Origin of the sequence: Burkholderia sp. AU31652 (genome assembly GCF_002223155.1) — a bacterium.
GTDB lineage: Bacteria > Pseudomonadota > Gammaproteobacteria > Burkholderiales > Burkholderiaceae > Burkholderia.
In genome coordinates, this window is record NZ_NKFG01000006.1 from 291571 (window position 1) to 309215 (window position 17645).

At 67.4% G+C, this 17645-nt stretch carries 18 protein-coding genes; 10 read left to right on the forward strand and 8 right to left on the reverse strand.

All coding sequences use genetic code 11. From position 1 onward, the window contains the following. Positions 1-35: 35 nt before the first annotated feature. Positions 36-1223: a glycosyltransferase gene (locus CFB40_RS31450; protein ID WP_089428811.1), complete on the reverse strand. Its 1188-nt coding sequence runs from the start codon at positions 1221-1223 to the stop codon at positions 36-38. A 402-nt stretch (positions 1224-1625) separates the two neighbouring features. On the opposite strand from CFB40_RS31450, the gene ispH reads away from it, so the two are divergent. Both ispH and hpnH read left to right on the forward strand, forming a co-directional pair. Beyond that, positions 1626-2567: a 4-hydroxy-3-methylbut-2-enyl diphosphate reductase gene (ispH, locus tag CFB40_RS31460; RefSeq protein ID WP_039349543.1), complete on the forward strand. Its 942-nt coding sequence runs from the start codon at positions 1626-1628 to the stop codon at positions 2565-2567. Between the two features lie 12 nt (positions 2568-2579). Continuing rightward, positions 2580-3740 carry an adenosyl-hopene transferase HpnH gene (gene hpnH / locus CFB40_RS31465; RefSeq protein WP_039349540.1) on the forward strand — a complete coding sequence of 387 codons (1161 nt, stop codon included), beginning with the start codon at positions 2580-2582 and terminating at the stop codon, positions 3738-3740. A gap of 231 nt (positions 3741-3971) precedes the next feature. On the opposite strand, the gene CFB40_RS31470 is transcribed toward hpnH, so the two are convergent. Both CFB40_RS31470 and CFB40_RS31480 read right to left on the reverse strand, forming a co-directional pair. Further along, a complete protein-coding gene (locus CFB40_RS31470; protein ID WP_089428809.1) occupies positions 3972-4460 on the reverse strand; it encodes a hypothetical protein in 489 nt (162 codons plus the stop codon). A gap of 247 nt (positions 4461-4707) precedes the next feature. Continuing rightward, a complete protein-coding gene (locus tag CFB40_RS31480) occupies positions 4708-5085 on the reverse strand; it encodes a hypothetical protein (RefSeq protein ID WP_089433493.1) in 378 nt (125 codons plus the stop codon). Positions 5086-5577: 492 nt separating this feature from the next. On the opposite strand from CFB40_RS31480, the gene CFB40_RS31485 reads away from it, so the two are divergent. The 3 genes from CFB40_RS31485 to CFB40_RS31495 all read left to right on the forward strand — a co-directional run bounded on the left by CFB40_RS31485 (position 5578) and on the right by CFB40_RS31495 (position 7886). Then, positions 5578-5931, forward strand: a complete 354-nt coding sequence (locus CFB40_RS31485; protein ID WP_089428807.1) for a DOPA 4,5-dioxygenase family protein — start codon at positions 5578-5580, stop codon at positions 5929-5931. Positions 5932-6048: 117 nt separating this feature from the next. Continuing rightward, on the forward strand, positions 6049-6480 hold the full coding sequence (locus tag CFB40_RS31490; protein ID WP_089433494.1) for a nuclear transport factor 2 family protein: 432 nt from the start codon (positions 6049-6051) through the stop codon (positions 6478-6480). After that, a complete protein-coding gene (locus tag CFB40_RS31495) occupies positions 6477-7886 on the forward strand; it encodes an MFS transporter (protein ID WP_089433495.1) in 1410 nt (469 codons plus the stop codon). The genes CFB40_RS31490 and CFB40_RS31495 overlap by 4 nt, the downstream gene beginning before the upstream one ends. 67 nt (positions 7887-7953) lie before the next feature. Here the strand turns inward: CFB40_RS31495 and trhA are convergent, their stop codons facing one another. The 3 genes from trhA to CFB40_RS31510 all read right to left on the reverse strand — a co-directional run bounded on the left by trhA (position 7954) and on the right by CFB40_RS31510 (position 11053). Next, positions 7954-8574, reverse strand: a complete 621-nt coding sequence (gene trhA, locus CFB40_RS31500) for a PAQR family membrane homeostasis protein TrhA (protein WP_089433496.1) — start codon at positions 8572-8574, stop codon at positions 7954-7956. Between the two features lie 181 nt (positions 8575-8755). Continuing rightward, positions 8756-8962 (reverse strand): YbdD/YjiX family protein, encoded by a 207-nt coding sequence (locus CFB40_RS31505; protein WP_011353713.1) that lies wholly within the window; start codon positions 8960-8962, stop codon positions 8756-8758. Between the two features lie 12 nt (positions 8963-8974). Continuing rightward, positions 8975-11053 carry a carbon starvation CstA family protein gene (locus CFB40_RS31510; RefSeq protein WP_089433497.1) on the reverse strand — a complete coding sequence of 693 codons (2079 nt, stop codon included), beginning with the start codon at positions 11051-11053 and terminating at the stop codon, positions 8975-8977. A gap of 269 nt (positions 11054-11322) precedes the next feature. Between CFB40_RS31510 and dapF the strand changes: the two genes are divergently transcribed. The 5 genes from dapF (at position 11323) to CFB40_RS31540 (ending at position 15754) form a co-directional block, all read left to right on the forward strand. After that, positions 11323-12126 (forward strand): diaminopimelate epimerase, encoded by an 804-nt coding sequence (gene dapF / locus CFB40_RS31515; protein ID WP_089433498.1) that lies wholly within the window; start codon positions 11323-11325, stop codon positions 12124-12126. After that, positions 12117-13010, forward strand: a complete 894-nt coding sequence (locus CFB40_RS31520; protein ID WP_089428802.1) for an RNA polymerase sigma-70 factor — start codon at positions 12117-12119, stop codon at positions 13008-13010. The genes dapF and CFB40_RS31520 overlap by 10 nt, the downstream gene beginning before the upstream one ends. A 219-nt stretch (positions 13011-13229) precedes the next feature. After that, positions 13230-14252, forward strand: a complete 1023-nt coding sequence (locus tag CFB40_RS31525; protein WP_089433499.1) for a LysR family transcriptional regulator — start codon at positions 13230-13232, stop codon at positions 14250-14252. A 205-nt stretch (positions 14253-14457) separates the two neighbouring features. Next, positions 14458-15213, forward strand: a complete 756-nt coding sequence (locus CFB40_RS31535; RefSeq protein WP_089433500.1) for an SDR family oxidoreductase — start codon at positions 14458-14460, stop codon at positions 15211-15213. A 25-nt stretch (positions 15214-15238) separates the two neighbouring features. After that, positions 15239-15754 (forward strand): Ohr family peroxiredoxin, encoded by a 516-nt coding sequence (locus CFB40_RS31540; RefSeq protein ID WP_089428798.1) that lies wholly within the window; start codon positions 15239-15241, stop codon positions 15752-15754. A 55-nt stretch (positions 15755-15809) separates the two neighbouring features. On the opposite strand, the gene CFB40_RS31545 is transcribed toward CFB40_RS31540, so the two are convergent. Both CFB40_RS31545 and CFB40_RS31550 read right to left on the reverse strand, forming a co-directional pair. Next, positions 15810-16238: a PRC-barrel domain-containing protein gene (locus CFB40_RS31545; RefSeq protein WP_046548755.1), complete on the reverse strand. Its 429-nt coding sequence runs from the start codon at positions 16236-16238 to the stop codon at positions 15810-15812. A gap of 225 nt (positions 16239-16463) precedes the next feature. Continuing rightward, positions 16464-17594, reverse strand: a complete 1131-nt coding sequence (locus CFB40_RS31550) for a 3-deoxy-7-phosphoheptulonate synthase (protein ID WP_089433501.1) — start codon at positions 17592-17594, stop codon at positions 16464-16466. Positions 17595-17645 lie beyond the last annotated feature (51 nt).

Below are 17645 nucleotides of genomic sequence, written 5' to 3' on the forward strand. Positions count from 1 at the left end.
TCCGGCTGCCGGGAGGCGCGCCTCCCGGGCAACACTCAGCGATCCACCGGCGCCTGCACGCGCGCCTTCCACTGGCCGCCCTTGCCACGCCAGTAACGCCACGCGGACGCGAACGTCGCGCCGACGTAGAACAGCGCGACGAGCGGCAACGCCGGCGCCCACAGCGGCGAGCGCCGGTAGTAGCGCAGCATCGGCGCATACGCGGCGCACATCGACGCCCACGCGAGCCACGCCGGCCAGGCGCGCGCGCCGTACGCGAGCGCCGCGGCGGGCGGCACGAGATAGATGATCGTCATCCCGAGCAGCGTGCCGGCCAGCAGCAGCGGCGAGTAGTGCAGCTGCGTGAACGCGGTGCGCGCGATCATGTTCCAGATGTCGCGCCAGCTGTCGTACGGGCGCAACGACACGCTGCGGTCGGCCAGGTCGAGCCGGATCGGATGGCGGCCCTCGCCGCGATGCTTGATCTGCGCGGCAAGGCTGCAGTCGTCGATCAGCGCGCCGCGGATCGACTCGATGCCGCCCGCTTCCTCGAGCGCCGTGCGCTTGACGAGCATGCAGCCGCCCGCGGCGCCGGCCGTCCGGTTGCGCGGGTTGTTGATCCACGAGAACGGGTAGAGCTTCGCGAAGAAGAACACGAACGCCGGGATCAGCGCCTTTTCCCAGAACGAATCGCAGCGCAGCCGCACCATCAGCGACACGAGATCGCGGTTCTCGGCCTGCGCGCGCGTGACGAGCTGCGCGACGGCGTCGGGCGGATGGCCGATGTCGGCATCCGTCAGCAGCAGGTAGTCGGCCGGCAGGCCGAGCGTCTGCACCGCGGCGATCCCCTGCGACTGCGCCCACACCTTGCCCGACCAGCCGGCCGGCAGCGGCTTCGCGGCCAGCACCGTCAGCCGGTCGGCGCGGTTGATCGCGAGCGCGGCCGCGCGGGCCGCGTCGGCGGTGCCGTCGTCGCTGTGGTCATCGACGATGATCAGATGAAAGTCGCCCGGGTAATCCTGCTCGAGCAGCGAAGTCGCCGCCCGGGCGATCACGTCGGCCTCGTTGCGCGCCGGCACGACCGCGACGACGGCCGGCCAGCCGGCCTCGGCCGCCGCGCCGCGCGCCTCGGGCGGCAGCGGCCGCGCGGGCACCGCACGCCAGAAGCCGCCGCGCGCGACGAGCAGCACGATCCAGATCATCAGCGACACGCCGGACACCAGGAATGCAAGAACCAGCATCATCGGCGCGCCTCCTGTCGGGCGCCGGCATCGGCAAAACTAATAGGGGTCTGGATCAAAACGCCCGAAACCGCACGGGCGGGCGGGCAATACGCGTAAGAATCGACGGTCATCGAATGGCCTTGAAATGAGCGCGACGCCGGGCAGCCGGAGCGGCTGCCCGCGAAACCGCGTAGTTTACTGGGTTCCGCGCGCGCCAGCGCCGACGCGGTTCTCCCGCAAATGCAACACGCCGGACACAGCACCAGAGCAAGGACTTCCCGATAGAGTTAAAATGCGCGATTAATTCGGGGTTCCGGGGCCTGGCCGGCCGGTTCGTTCCTGCCTTCATAACATCAAGCCGGGGCGAGCGAGCGAGTGCCAGCTCCTCGAACCCCGGCGTCTGTCGTCGGAGTTCGCTCACTTATGCGAGTCATCCTTGCCCAGCCCCGCGGCTTTTGTGCGGGGGTTGTCCGCGCGATCGAGATCGTCGATCGCGCGCTGCAACAGCACGGTGCGCCGGTCTATGTGCGTCATGAGATCGTGCATAACCGGCATGTCGTCGAAAATCTGCGTAATAAAGGGGCCCGATTCGTTGAGGAACTCGACGAGGTGCCCCACGGCGCTGTCGCGATCTTCAGCGCGCACGGTGTCGCCCAGACGGTCGAGCGCGACGCGGAAACGCGCGGGCTCGACGTGCTCGACGCCACCTGCCCGCTCGTCACGAAAGTGCACGTGCAGGGCCGCCAGTATGTCGCGGCGGGCCGCCGGCTGATCCTGATCGGCCATGCGGGCCACCCGGAAGTCGAGGGGACGATCGGCCAGATTCCGGCCGAGGTGATCCTCGTGCAGAGCGAAGCCGAAGTCGATACGCTGACGCTGCCCGTCGACACGCCGGTCGCGTACATTACGCAGACCACGCTGTCGGTGGACGATACGCGCGGCATCATCGAAGCGCTGCAGCGCCGGTTCACCGACCTCGTCGGCCCGGACACGCGCGACATCTGCTACGCGACGCAAAATCGCCAGGCCGCCGTGCGCGAGCTGAGCGAACAGGTTGACGTGCTGCTGGTCGTCGGTGCGACGAACAGCTCGAACTCGAACCGCCTGCGCGAGATCGGCACCGAAAGCGGTGTGCCGAGCTACCTCGTCGCCGACGGTTCGGAAGTCAAGGCCGAATGGTTCGCGAATGCGAAAACCGTGGGCCTGACCGCCGGGGCGTCCGCGCCCGAGGAGATGGTCGAAGATGTCATCGGCGCGTTGCGCGCGCTGGGTCCCGTCGACGTCACGACGATGGCGGGCCGTGAGGAAAAAGTCGAATTCAAGCTGCCGGCGAAGCTCACGCAAGCTGTCGCCCGCGAAGTTTAAGGAGGACATCTCTTGTCTATTCCGCTGCTCCAGCAAGTCCGCGTCGGCGCGTACATCACGCGCCAACACCTGTCCGGCAACAAACGCTATCCGCTCGCGCTGATGCTCGAGCCGCTGTTCCGCTGCAACCTCGCGTGCAACGGCTGCGGCAAGATCGATTACCCGGACCCCATCCTGAACCAGCGTCTGTCCGTCCAGGAATGCCTGGAAGCGGTCGACGAATGCGGCGCGCCGATCGTGTCGATCGCAGGCGGCGAGCCGCTGCTGCACAAGGAAATGCCGGAAATCGTCCGCGGCATCATGAAGCGCAAGAAGTTCGTCTACCTCTGCACGAACGCGCTGCTGATGGAAAAGAAGATGGACGACTACCAGCCGAGCCCGTACTTCGTCTGGTCGGTCCACCTCGACGGTGACGCGCAGATGCACGACCATTCGGTGTCGCAGGAAGGCGTGTACGACAAGGCGGTCGCGGCCATCAAGGAAGCGAAGCGCCGCGGCTTCCGCGTGAACATCAACTGCACGCTGTTCAACGATGCGATCCCCGAGCGCGTCGCGAAGTTCTTCGATACGCTGAAGCCGATCGGCGTCGACGGCATCACCGTGTCGCCGGGCTACGCGTACGAGCGCGCGCCGGATCAGCAGCACTTCCTGAACCGCGACAAGACGAAGAACCTGTTCCGCGAAATCCTGAAGCGCGGCGAAGGCGGCAAGCGCTGGTCGTTCAGCCAGTCGTCGCTGTTCCTCGACTTCCTGGCCGGCAACCAGACGTACAAGTGCACGCCGTGGGGCAACCCGGCGCGTACGGTGTTCGGCTGGCAGAAGCCGTGCTACCTGGTCGGCGAAGGTTACGTGAAGACCTTCAAGGAACTGATGGAAGACACGAACTGGGACAACTACGGCGTCGGCAACTACGAGAAGTGCGCGGACTGCATGGTCCACTGCGGCTTCGAAGCGACCGCCGTGATGGACACGATGGCGCATCCGCTGAAGGCGTTCGCCGTGAGCCGCAAGGGCATCAAGACCGACGGCCCGTTCGCGCCGGACATTCCGATCGACAAGCAGCGCCCGGCCGAGTACGTGTTCTCGCGTCACGTCGAGATCAAGCTCGAGGAAATCCAGCGCGCCGGCAAGGGCAAGCTGCAAAAGGCGGCGAAGCCGGCAGCCGCAGCGTAAGCGCGGTTCGCCACGCGGAGGTCACGCCTCCGCGCCGGCGGGAAAAAATGAAGCGCCACGGAGTCCGCTCCGTGGCGCTTTTGTTTTGGGCCGCGATTTTGCCTCGCGTTTCGCCGCCACCGTATCGATTGCCGCGACAGTCACGCATACGCTGAATCAACGCGACTGTGTCGGCTGCGCCGGTGCGTCCGGCCCTGTCTCCTCCATCCTCCCTGCGAAACCGGTGCGACGCTACGCGGCCAGCGATTCGGCCGCATGCATGCGCAGCTTCTGCGCCGCGCCCGCAACGAGCGCCGGCTGGCCGCTCGATGCAAACGCGCAGACGTGCTCCCACAGCTCGGCCAGCCGGTGCCGCGTGAGCGTCGTGACGCACGTGTCGTGCGCCGTGAGCACATGCTCGAGCACCGCGCATTCGTCGTCGCGCAGCGTCCATGCGCCGCTTTGCGACGCGCGCGCCACGCCCGCATCGAGCGCCCGTTCCGCATCGACGCACAGGTCGATGTCCGCATCCGCGCATACCGCGTCGTCGAGCGCCAGGAACACCAGGTAGACGCTCGTGCGCAAGCGCATCAGCAGCGCCTCGCTGCCATGCCCGCTACGCAGCGCGACGAGCGCCATGTGGCACTTCAGCGAGATGTCGCGTGCATGCACGGGCGGCAGCGGCAGCAGCCACTCGCGGGTCAGCGGCACGTGGCGACGGTTCTTCCGGGCGCCCTTCATGATGGGCTCCCGTCGGCAGGCGCATCGCTCGCGTCGAAAGCCGGCCATGCGATGCGGCACGCAGCGGCGTCGCGGCGCGCATCGCGCAGATACTTCGCACGACGCCGCGCGCCGTGCCCATCGTCGTGCCCATCGTCGCGCCCATCGTCGCGCCGTGGCGTCGCTCGTGCGTCCGGCGGCCGGAGCGGCGCCGACGCGCGAGCGACGCCTGCAAATCGGATCGTGCAAGCCATGCTCGCCTCCTGCATCAGAACGTGTTCTCGCCCTTCAGGTAGTACGCGGTCTTCACGAAGAACGCCTTGACCGGATGGCCGCCCTGCGCATCGCGCGCGGCGCGCGCTTCCATTGCGGCATGCTCTTCGCGCGACCGGTCCGGCACCGGGTTGTGGACCCGTTCGAGCGCACGCTGCATCGCGAGCGGATAGTTCTGGTTGCCGGCCGACGTTGCGCGATAACCGGCGCGCGTCATCTGCATCAGTTGCGCGTCGGTTTCGGCACGCGCCGCCGACCAGCTCGACAGCGACGCATTCGAGGTGCCGTCGATGACGACGGACTGAGCGAAACTGACAGCGGGCAGCGCAGCGAGTGCGCAGGAAAGTACCGCAACGGGAACGAGGGATCGCATAGTGGCCTCCAGGTGGTTGTCCCCGCATCGATCATGTTCGACGATGCGTTGAAACCATCGTATGACGCGCTGCATTCCGTATGAATAGCCGATTCTGCAATTGATATTTTCGGTGTCGACACCCGGTGCGCAAATCGCGTCATGCGCGAATCCCGTCAAACAGGAATTTCTTTATTTCATTCAATGCCCTGATCGCCTTTGTTCAGACGATCCGAAGCAGCGCACGCCACGCTGTTTCAATTTCCGAAATGACATGTTGCCGATGCGATCACCACCGGCACACCCGCCGACAAGGCTTCCGGCGTGATATCGCGCGTGCGGACACTTCAATCGGTGGGCCCGTCGAATCGAACGGTTCTCGTGATTCAGGACAAGTTGTCGCTTCCGGATTGCCGGATCGAGACACGACGCGCACGGCAATGACGCGCGATAATCACGCATCGGCCGTTTCGCACGGCACCTCATGCATTCCCATTTTCATCGAGTCCGTCCATGGCTGCCCTCGACACCACCGCCATCCATAGTTGGCACGCACACGTCTATTTCGATGCGGCCAGCCGCGACGCGGCCTGGGCGTTTCGCCAGGTCGTCGACGAACGGTTCGGCACGGTCATCGAACTCGGCCGCTTTCACGAACGCCCCGTCGGCCCGCATCCGGCCTGGTCGTACCAGATCGCGTTCGACGCCGCGCGCTTCGACGAGATCGTGCCGTGGCTCGTGCTGAACCACGGCGCGCTCGATATCTTCCTGCACCCGAATACGAACGACGAACTGCGCGACCATCGCGATTGCGCGGTGTGGATCGGGAAGTCGTATCAGCTGAATCTCGACGCACTGGCCGGATAACGGCCGTCACGCAGCCGCCTGCGGCGCGGCGACATCCACGTTTCGGGTTGACGTGAAACGTCCCGCGGCGGCGCGCCCCTACAGTGGGTTCCGTTATCGATGCTTCGGGAACCCGTCATGTCACACGCCACCGCCGATGTCCGGCATATTTATGAAGGCTGGCACGCAGCCGTCGTCGCGCTCGACGTCGATGCGCTGATGGCGCTGTATGCCGACGACGCCGTACTCGAAACGCCGCTGATCGTCGTCACGCTGCCTGATCATGGCTCCGGCGTGCTGCACGGCAAGGCCGCGATCGGCGCATTCTTCGCGGCGGCCCTGCGCAATCCGGGCAACCCGCTCGGGCGCTGGTACCGCACCGGGTTGTTCTTCTCGAACGGCCGCCAGCTCACGTGGGAATACCCGCGCGCCACGCCGGACGGCGACCAGGTCGATCTCGTCGAGGTGATGGACCTGCGCGACGGGCTGATCGCGCATCACCGCGTGTACTGGGGATGGGTCGGCTTTCTCGCGCTGCGCGCCGCCACGCCGGCGCCGGAGCGCGCATGACGGCCGCCGTGCCGAATCGCGCCGCGGCCCGCCGTGTGCTCGCCGCGACCTGCGTGAGCTACACGCTCGTGCTGCTCGACGCGTCCATCGTCAACGTCGCGCTCACCGACATCGCCCAGACATTCGGCAGCCGCGTGGCCGGCCTGCAGTGGATCGTGAACGCGTACACGCTCGCGTTCGCGAGCCTGCTGATGACGGGCGGCACGCTCGGCGACCGGCTCGGCGATCGCGACGTCTATCTCGCCGGGCTCGCAGTATTCGTCGCAGCGTCGGCGCTGTGCGGCGTCGCACCGACCCTCCCGGCGCTCGCGATCGCCCGCGCGCTGCAAGGCGTCGGCAGCGCGATGCTGGTGCCCTGCTCGCTCGCGCTGCTCAACCGCGCCTTCCCCGCACCGGCCGCGCGCGCGTCGGCGATCAGCCGGTGGATGGGCTGCGGTGGCATCGCGATGGCGTCGGGCCCGCTGATCGGCGGCCTGCTGATCCATCTGTTCGGGTGGCGCAGCCTGTTCTTCGTGAACCTGCCGCTCGGGCTGGCCGGCATCTGGCTCGGCCGCTCGGTCGTGCGCGCCGCCGTCGTCGACGCATCGCGGCATTTCGACTGGGGCGGCCAGGCTTCGGCCATCGTTGCGATCGAGGCACTGATCGGCACGCTGATCGAAGGCCCGTCGCTCGGCTGGCGCTCGGCGCCGATCATCAGCGGCGCGGTGACGAGCGTCGTCGCGTGGAGCGCGTTCATCGCGATCGAAGCGCGGCGCCGCGAACCGATGCTGCCGCTCGCGTTCTTCCGCAACCGGCTGTTCGCCGGATCGACGGTCGTGTCGATGGCGTCGGCGTTCGTGTTCTACGGCTTGCTGTTCGTGTTCAGCCTGTTCTATCGGCAGGTCCGCGGCGCGAGCCCGCTCGATACGGGGCTCGCGTTCCTGCCGATGACCGCGATGGTCGCGCTCGGCGGGCTGGGTTCGGGCAGGCTGGTTGCGCGCTTCGGCGCGCGCGGCACGATGTGCGCGGCGTTCGCGCTCTATGTGGCCGGCGCGCTCGGCATGACGGGCATCGGCGCGACGACACCCGCATGGCTCGCCGTCGCGCCGATGCTCGCGATCGGCTTTGCATCGGGATTCATCTCGCCGGCCGCGACGTCGCCGGCGCTCGGGACGGTCGACCGGCGCCGCGCTGGTGTTGCAGCGGCAGCGCTGAACGCGGCGCGGCAGAGCGGATCGGCGCTCGGGGTGGCGATTTTCGGTGCGTGCATCGCGACGTTGCAGCCGTTTCCGGCGGCGATGCGGGTGGCGCTCGGGATCGCGACCGGATTGTCGGCGCTCGCCGCCGCGACGTGGTGGGTCACGGCGAGGCCGACACCGGCATCCGGCGAACCGGCCGCGCCGCTGCAAACCGCCACGCGCCGGTAACGCAAGCTCCCGCAGGTGCGCGCGCGGCGGCGCAGCGCGCCGTCATTGTCTCAACGCCGCCTGCCGCTCACGCGACATACATCGCGACACTGACGAACTGGCACAGGCTCCCGGCCAGCACGAACAGATGCCAGATGCCGTGCCCGTGACGGATGCGCTCGTCGTTGATGAAGAAGTAGATCCCCGCGCTGTAGATCAGGCCGCCGGCCACGAGCCACGCGGTGCCGACCGGCGGCAGCGCGTGGATCAGCGGACGCATCGCGACGAGCGCGAGCCAGCCCATCGCCACGTACAGGATCATCGACAACAAGCGCGTGCGCCGCCCGAGCGTCAGCTCCTGCACGATCCCGAACACGGCCAGCCCCCAGCTCACGCCGAACAGCGACCAGCCCCACGGGCCGCGCAGCGTGACCAGCGTAAACGGCGTATAGCTGCCGGCGATCAGCAGGTAGATCGCCGAGTGGTCGCACTTCTGCAGGATCGCTTTCAGGCGCGGATTGCGCACGCTGTGATACAGCGTCGAGATCGCATAGAGCAGGATCAGCATCGCGCCATACACGCTGAAGCTCACCACCTTGTATGGATCGCCTTCGAGCGCGCCCATCGTCACGAGCGCGACGAGACCGACCACCGACAGCACCGCGCCGACGAGATGGGAAATGCTGTTGAAACGCTCACCGACATGCACGACGTGTTCTCCTGCGGGTCCATCGGGAAAAGAGGAAACCCTATGATACCGGCCGGCGGAATTTGCCGTGCTGCGTTCAGGCAAACGGCGCAGCGCGCCGCCGGCCCGCCAAAGAAAAAAGCGCCGCGACATGCATCGCGGCGCTTCCCTTTCTATGACCGAACGGCCTGAACCGCCCGGTTCAACAGCACTTCCCCGCGCCCGACCCGTACCGCGCGTTCTGACGCTCGCGGAAGAATTCCTCATACGTCATCGGCTCGCGGTCCGGATGGGTCGCGCGCATGTGCGCGACGTAGGTGTCGTAGTCGGGCAGGCCGACCATCAGCCGCAACGCCTGCCCGAGGTAACGCCCCGCGCTGCGCAGGTCGCTGCCAAGATCGCTGAACATCGCGGCCTCCCCTTAACGTCCGCTGCCGAGCGCCTGCGCGGCCGGCATCGCTTCGTACGGCGTCTCGCGCACCGTCGGCTTCGACTCGCGGCGCGCGCGCAGCACGGCGATCACGCCGTACACCGCGATCGCCACGACGACGAAGATGAACAGCCCGGCCAGCGCCGCATCGATGTAGTCGTTGAAGATGATCCGCTTCATCTGCGCGATCGACTTCGCCGGCGCGAGCACCTTGCCTTCGTCCACCGCGGCCTGCAGCTTCGCGGCGTGCGCGAGGAAGCTGACCTTCGGGTTCGCGTCGAAAATCTTCTGCCAGCCGGCGGTCAGCGTGCAGATCAGCAGCCACACGGTCGGCACGATCGTCACCCACGCATAGCGCTCGCGCTTCATCTTGAACAGCACGACGGTGCCGAGCACCAGCGCGATCGCGGCGAGCATCTGGTTCGAGATGCCGAACAGCGGCCACAGCGTGTTGATGCCGCCGAGCGGATCGACCACGCCCTGGTACAGGAAGTAGCCCCACGCGGCCACGCACAGCGCGGTGGCGACCAGGTTCGCCGGCAGCGACTCGGTGCGCTTGAGCGCCGGGTGGAACGTGCCGAGCAGGTCCTGCAGCATGAAGCGGCCCGCGCGCGTGCCGGCATCGACGGCCGTCAGGATGAACAGCGCCTCGAACAGGATCGCGAAGTGATACCAGAACGCCATCATCTCTTCGCCGCCGATCACCTGGTGCAGGATGTGCGCCATGCCGACGGCCAGCGTCGGCGCGCCGCCCGCGCGCGCGATGATCGTCGTTTCGCCGACGGCCTTCGCGGTCTGCGTCAGCATGTCGGGCGTCAGCACGAAGCCCCATTGCGTGACCGTGTTGGCCACCGCTTCCGGCGTCGAGCCGAGCACGGCGGCCGGTGCGTTCATCGCGAAGTAGATGCCCGGCTCGATCACGCATGCCGCCACCAGCGCCATGATCGCGACGAACGATTCCATCAGCATCGCGCCATAGCCGATGAAGCGCGCGTTGGTTTCGTTGTCGATCAGCTTCGGCGTCGTGCCCGACGAGATCAGCGCGTGGAAGCCCGACACGGCACCGCACGCGATCGTGATGAACAGGAACGGGAACAGGTTGCCCGACCACACCGGGCCCGTGCCGTCGACGAACTTCGTCAGCGCGGGCATCTTCAGTTCCGGCGCGACGACCAGGATGCCGATCGCGAGGCCGAGGATCGTGCCGATCTTCAGGAAGGTCGACAGGTAGTCGCGCGGCGCGAGCAGCAGCCACACCGGCAGCACCGACGCGACGAAGCCGTAGCCGATCAGGATCCACGTGAGCTGCGTGCCCGTGAACGTGAACCACGCGGCGAGCGTCGGCGAATCGTGCACGTGCTGGCCGAACGCGATCGATGCCATCAGCAGCACGAAGCCGATGATCGACACTTCGCCGATGCGGCCCGGACGGATGTAGCGCGTGTAGACGCCCATGAACAGCGCGATCGGGATCGTCGCGGCGACGGTGAACGTGCCCCACGGCGAATTGGTCAGCGCCTTCACGACGATCAGCGCGAGCACCGCGAGGATGATCACCATGATCAGGAACGCGCCGAACAGCGCGATCACGCCGGGCACCGTGCCGAGCTCCATCTTGACGAGATCGCCGAGCGAGCGGCCGTCGCGGCGCGTCGAGATGAACAGCACGATGAAATCCTGCACCGCGCCGGCGAACACGACGCCGGCCAGGATCCACAGCATGCCGGGCGTGTAGCCCATCTGCGCGGCGAGCACGGGCCCGACGAGCGGGCCGGCGCCGGCGATCGCGGCGAAGTGATGGCCGAACAGCACATACTTGTTGGTCGGCACGTAGTCGAGGCCGTCGTTGTACTTGACGGCCGGCGTCATCCGCAGCCCGTCGAGCTGCATGACCTTGCTGGCGATGAAACGGCTGTAGAAGCGATACGCGATCAGATACACGCAGACTGCGGCGATCACGATCCAGAGGGCACTGACGCGCTCGCCGTGAGCGAGTGCGATCGTGCCGAACGCGAACGCGCCGAGCAGCGCGACCGCGATCCAGAGCAGGGTACTGGAAGCCCGATTCATGGCGTCTCCTGGTCTCCAATGTGTTTTTGAGTGGATGCGGCGAGGGGCCGAACCCGCGTGACGTCGATGCGTCGTGCCGCAGCCTCGCAGAGGTCGCGGCGATGGGCCGTAGTATTCCGCGCGACCGGGGCGGCTTACAAGCGGATAACTACGTATGCGGAGCTACGTAGAATTACGTAGGTGCGCCGCGCGGGCACGGCATCGTGCGGCGATTGATCGCGAACGGCGAGCCACGTACAGTGTTCGCCTGCCTCCCTTCCGGAACTGTCATGCCGCTCAGATTTCAGAAGATGAACGCAAATGGCGACGACTTCGCCATCGTCGACCTGCGCGGTCAGGATCAAGCGCCCCCCATCGCCCCGGATCTGGTGCGGCGCATGGGCGACCGGCGTTTCGGCATCGGCTTCAACCAGCTCGCGGTCGTGTCGGACTGCGACGACGCGGCGGCCCGCGTCGCGTTCTGGAACGCGGACGGCACGCCGCTCGACACCTGCGGCAGCGCGACGCGCGGCGTCGCATGGCAACTGATGCGGGAAACCGGCCTGTCGTCGCTCGTGCTGCGGACGCCCCGCGGGTATCTCGTGTGCTCGACGGAGGCGAACGGCCTGATCACCGTCGAAATGGGCCGGCCGCTCACCGGCTGGCGCGACGTGCCGCTCGCCGAGGCCCTCGACACCCTCGCGCTGCCGCTGCCCGGCGCGCCGGCCGCGTGCAACATGGGCAATCCGCACTGCACGTTCTTCGTCGACGATCTCCGCGCGATCGATGTCGCGGTGCTCGGCCCGGCCATCGAAACGCACCCGCTGTTTCCGCGGAAAACCAACGTGCACTTCGTTCAGGTCATCGATCGCACGCATATTCGCCTGCGCATCTGGGAGCGCGGCGGCGGCGTGCCGCTCGGTTCAGGATCGTGTTCGTGCGGGGCGGTCGTCAATGGCATCCGGCGCGGGTTGCTCGACGAGACCGTGCGGGTCGAGTGCGACGGCGGCGACGTGACGGTGCGTTGGGACGGCGCCGGCAGTGTGCTCCTGAGCGGGCCGGTCACATTTGGGTTCAGCGGAGTATGGCCGTGACGGCCGACGACGCACACACGTTCCAGGCACTGCGTCCGCGCCTGCAGAAGATCGCGTACCGGATGCTCGGCTCCGTCGCGGACGCCGAGGACATCGTGCAGGACGTCTGGCTGCGCTGGCACGACACGGCACGCGACGGGATCGAGAACACCGAAGCGTGGCTCGTCGCGGTCACGACACGCACGTCGATCGACCGCCTGCGCGCGGCAAAGATCCGGCGCGAGCAATACGCGGGGATCTGGCTGCCCGAGCCGGAACTCGACGCATCACCGGCCACGCCCGAGGAAATGACCGAGCGCGCGAACGACGTGTCGGTCGCGTTCCTGCTGCTGCTCGAACGGCTGACGCCGGAGGCGCGCGCCGCCTTCCTGCTGCATGAAATCTTCGAGATCGACTACGACCGGATCGCCGACGCGATCGGCAAGTCCGAAGCCGCGTGCCGGCAACTCGTCAGCCGTGCCAAGGCGCGGCTGCGCGACGACGCCTCGCCTCGCCACGCGGTGCCGCGCGAAACGCACCACCGGTTGCTGCAGACGTTCTCGCACGCGCTCGCGCAGGGCGACTTCCCGTCGATCCAGGCGCTGCTCGCGGAGGACGCGACCCTGATCGGCGACGGCGGCGGCAAGGTCCGGAGTGTCCCGAGGCCCATGGTCGGCAGCCGGCGTGTCGCACAACTGTTCTATGCGACGTGGCTGCGCCACGGCAGCGGGGTCGAGATGCGGTCCGTCGTGCTCAACGGCCAGTGGGCCATGCTGCGCTTCATCGACGGACAGCTCGACGCCGCGATGTCGTTCGAGACCGACGGTACACGCATCGTCCGGATTCTCGTGCAGCGCAACCCCGACAAGCTCGCCCGGCTCGCGGCAACCTGCACCGCCGGTTGACGTGCGCGCCTCGAGCGCCATCGAAGCTCGAGCTCGTGCTCGTGCTCGTGCTCGTGCTCGTGCTCGTGCTCGTGCTCGTGCTCGTGCTCGTGCTCGTGCCGGCAATAATCCTGCCCGCCCGCCGCCGCGTCGCTTTTTTAGAAAAATTGACGGGCGGTGTCACAGGCCGCTGTGCTGAAACGTCTAGTCGCGTATGGACACCACGATTCCAGCACCTTCATGTCAGATACTTCCATCCGCCGCCCCGACGCCGACGATCCGTTCGCGCGCAGCTTCTCGACCTGCTACGCCGGCGTGGTCACCTTCCTGGCCGTCGTCACCGAAGGCAGCTTCGCCCGTGCCGCCGATCGCCTCGGCGTCGGCCGCTCGTCGGTCAGCCGCCACGTGCAGCGACTCGAGGACCGGCTCGACGCGCGCCTGTTCCAGCGCACGACGCGCAGCATGTCGCTGACGCGCGAAGGCGAACGCTTCTATGAAAACTGCCGCCCCGGCATCGAACAGCTCGCGCAGGCGCTCGAGGACATGCGCGAGCTGCGCAGCGGCCCGCCGAGCGGACACCTGCGGATCGGCTCGACGCCCGGCTTCGGCCGCAAGATCATCGCGCCGCTGCTGGGCGATTTCCACGCGCAGTATCCGGACATCACGCTCGAGCTGCTGCTGAACGACCGGCCGGCCGACTTCTCCGCCGACCGCATCGACGTCGCGTTTCGCGACGGCCGCATGGAGGACAGCGCGATCGTCGCGCGCCAGTTGATTCCGATGCAGATGATCGTCTGCGCGTCGCCGTCGTACGCGCACCGGCACGGCTTGCCGCGTCACGTGGACGAGCTGGCGCAGCATCGCTGCATCAACCTGCGCACCGCGTCGGGCCGCGTGACGGAATGGGAATTCAAGGTCGACGGGCTGGCGCAGCAGCACCAGCTCGCCGCGCATCACACCTTCAACGACATGGATCTGGTCGTGCGCGCGGCGCTCGACGGGCTCGGCATCGCGCAACTGCCCGCGTACCAGGTGTGCGACCTGCTCGCCGACGGGCAACTGGTGAGCTGCCTCGGCCAGCACGCGCCGGACGACGGCGGACACTATCTGTGTTACCTGAGCCGCAAGCACCTGCCGACGCGCATCCGCGTATTCATCGACTACATGATCGAACAGACGCGTGCACGCGACCTGCAGTGCCTGACGACGATGACCACGGTGACCACTGTAACGACGACGGCACCGCTGGAGCCGGTCGATTGATGCATTCGAAGCAACACCGTGAGCACCTGTGGGGCTCTACCGGATCGCGCGGCATCTGCCTACGATGCGGGTTGATCGAACGGCGTGCGGGCATCGCGGCGCGCCATTCGGCAACGTGCCGGCGCACGCGTGCGAATGCGATGCGCGCCGGCTTCGACCGATTCAGGCGGCGCGTCTCTCGCGCGCCCGTTCAAGGAGAGCAATCGTGAAGATCGTCGTGATTGGTGGTACCGGCCTCATCGGCAGCAAAGTCGTCAGGAACCTGATCGCGCGCGGCCACGACGCCCTGGCGGCAGCGCCGTCGACCGGCGTCGATACGATCACGGGCGCGGGGCTGGGCGACGCGCTGGCGGGCGCGGACGTCGTGGTCGATCTCGCGAACTCGCCGTCGTTCGAGGAAGCGGCCGTGAAGGCATTCTTCGAGACGTCGGGGCGCAACCTGTTCGCCGCGGAGCGCGCGGCGGGCGTGCGCCATCACGTCGCGCTGTCGGTGGTCGGCACCGACCGCCTGCAGCAAAGCGCGTATTTCCGCGGCAAGCTCATTCAGGAAGACCTGATCCGCGCAGCAGGCGTGCCTTATACGATCGTACGCTCGACGCAGTTTTTCGACTTCGTCGGCGCGATCGCACAATCGAGCGCCGATGGCGACACCACGCGGCAGGCCACCGCGTTCTTCCAGCCGATTGCATCCGACGACGTCGCGGCCACCGTCACCGATGTCGCGCTCGACGCACCGCGCAACGGCATCGCCGAAATCGGCGGCCCCGATCGGGTGCGGATCGCCGACCTGGTCGAACATTTCCTGAAGATCACGCACGACCCGCGCACGGTGGTCAGGGACGCAGGCGCCGATTATTTCGGCGCGATACTGCAGGACGACACGCTCGTCCCCGCGCCCGGCGCGCGCCTCGCTGCGACGACCTTCGATACGTGGTTCAAAAAAAACCAGCCCGCGCGCTGAGCCGCACCGCAGGATCGCGCACACCATGACGCCGCTACGGCCGCCGCCGCTCTCGCTGCTCGACAAGTATCGCGGGCGGGAACCACAGACGCTCTATTCGACGACGGTGACCGTCACGGGCGGGGCGGCGGAGCATGGCCGCGCATCGGGTGTCGCGCGTTCCGACGACGGCCGCCTCGATGTGGCGCTGCGCCTGCCGTCCGCACTGGGCGGGCCGGGCGACGGCCCGAACCCGGAGCAACTGTTTGCCGCGAGCTATGCGGCTTGCTTTCATGGGGCGCTGAGCCTGCTCGCCACGCGGGCCGGCGTGTCGATCGCCGGCGCGTCGGTCAGTGCATCGGTCGACTTCTGCCGCGATCCGGTGGATGGGCTGTTCATGCTGAACGCGAACATTCGCGTGCAGTTGCCGGGGGTCGAGCGCACGGTGGCGGAAGAACTCGTCCGCAATACCGAGCGCTTCAGCCCTTATACGAAGATGGCGCACGAAGGCATCAGCCACGTCGTGGCGCTCGCGCCACCGGACGATCCGTCGAACGGCTGACCGCAAACAAAATACCCGGCGCGTTGCGCGCCGGGTATTGCCAATCCGTGCTCGCTCAGTGCTTGTCGTCGAGCTTCTTCGGCTTCGGCGGCGACGGCACCTTCGCGTACTGGAACGCGGGCGTCGCCTTCAGCGCATCCTTCGTCGCGCCCGGCAGGTAGATGTTGCCGTTGCGCACGTCGAGCGATGCGATCGGCACCGCGACGTCATGCGCGGCCACGCCAAGGAAGCCGCCGGCCGACACGATCGCCGCCGATACCGAGCCGTCCGGCGCGACGATCAGGTCGCGCACGGTGCCGACCTTCTGGTTCTCGTCGTTGTAGACGGCCTTGCCGAGCACGCTCTTCTTCACGCTCCAGCCTTCGAGCAGCGCCTGCGATTGCTCGACGGTCACGCTGATCGGCTGCGCACCCGCGATCTGCGCATGTGCGCTGACGCTCGAGGCGAGGACGGTTGCTGCGATGAGGGTCTTGTAGAAAGCCATGCTGTTATGCACTCCGGTGAATTGTTGTCGGTGTCGGCGGCCGGCCAAGCCGCCTCCGTGCATGCGCCGCGTGAAACGAGAAGGCCTCTGTACGACGCATCACACCGGCCCATGTTAGCGCCACTCGCGAAACGCTGCATCGGACGTGATGACGCAGCTGCTGTCAGGCGCCTCTTGCCATGGCGACATTACGGACACCGCAGCGAATCGCGTACATCGCCCTCGTCACGCGCTGCGCGACTGCGCGCGCCGTTGCCGCACCGCCTCCGCCAGCACGTCGAGCACCGGCTCCGTCTGCGTCCAGCTCAGGCATGCATCCGTGATCGAGACGCCGTACTTCAGCGGCACACCCGGCTTCAGGTCCTGGCGCCCGGCCTCGAGATGGCTTTCGACCATCACGCCGACGATCCGCTGCTCGCCCTGCGACAGCTGCCGCGCGAGATCCTGCGCGACGTCGATCTGCCGCTCATGCGACTTGTTCGAGTTCGCGTGCGAGCAGTCGACCATCACCTGCTCGCGCAGGCCCGCCTTGCGCAGCACCGCGCAGCTCGCCTCGACATGCTCGGCGTCGTAGTTCGGGCCGTTCTTGCCGCCGCGCAGGATCACGTGCGCGTCGTCGTTGCCGCGCGTCTCGAAGATCGCGGCCATCCCCATCTTCGTCATGCCCATGAACGCATGGCTCGCGGCCGCGGCGACGATCGCGTCGGACGCGACCTGCACGCCGCCGTCGGTGCCGTTCTTGAAGCCGATCGGGCAGCTCAGGCCCGACGCGAGCTGGCGATGGCTCTGGCTCTCGGTCGTGCGCGCGCCGATCGCGCCCCACGCGATCAGGTCGGCGATGTACTGCGGGCTCAGCAGGTCGAGGAATTCGGTCGATGCCGGCAGGCCGAGCGCGTTGATGTCGAGCAGCAGTTGCCGCGCGGCGCGCAGCCCTTCGTTGATGCGGAAGCTGCCGTCGAGGCGCGGATCGTTGATGTAGCCCTTCCAGCCGACCGTCGTGCGCGGCTTCTCGAAGTAGACGCGCATCGTGATCAGCAGGTCGTCCTTCAGCGCATCGGCGGCGATCTTCAGGCGGCGCGCGTAATCGAGCGCCTGGTCGTGATCGTGGATCGAGCACGGGCCGACGACGAGCAGCAGCCGGTCGTCGCGGCCGTGCAGGATGTCGCCGATCGCGCGGCGCGTATCCTCGACGAGCGTCTGCGTGGCGGCCGGCACCGGCAGTTCGTCCAGCAGCAGCGCCGGCGAAATCAGCGGGCGCACGGCGCCGATGCGGACGTCGTCGATGCGCGTGGTGTCCTGCGTCGCGTCGGCGCTGCCTACCTCGCGATCGTGGGAAGGATTGTCGAGGTTCTGCATGGTGATTCTCCGGGGGACGTCTGGAATGATGGGCAGGCTCGATTATGGCAC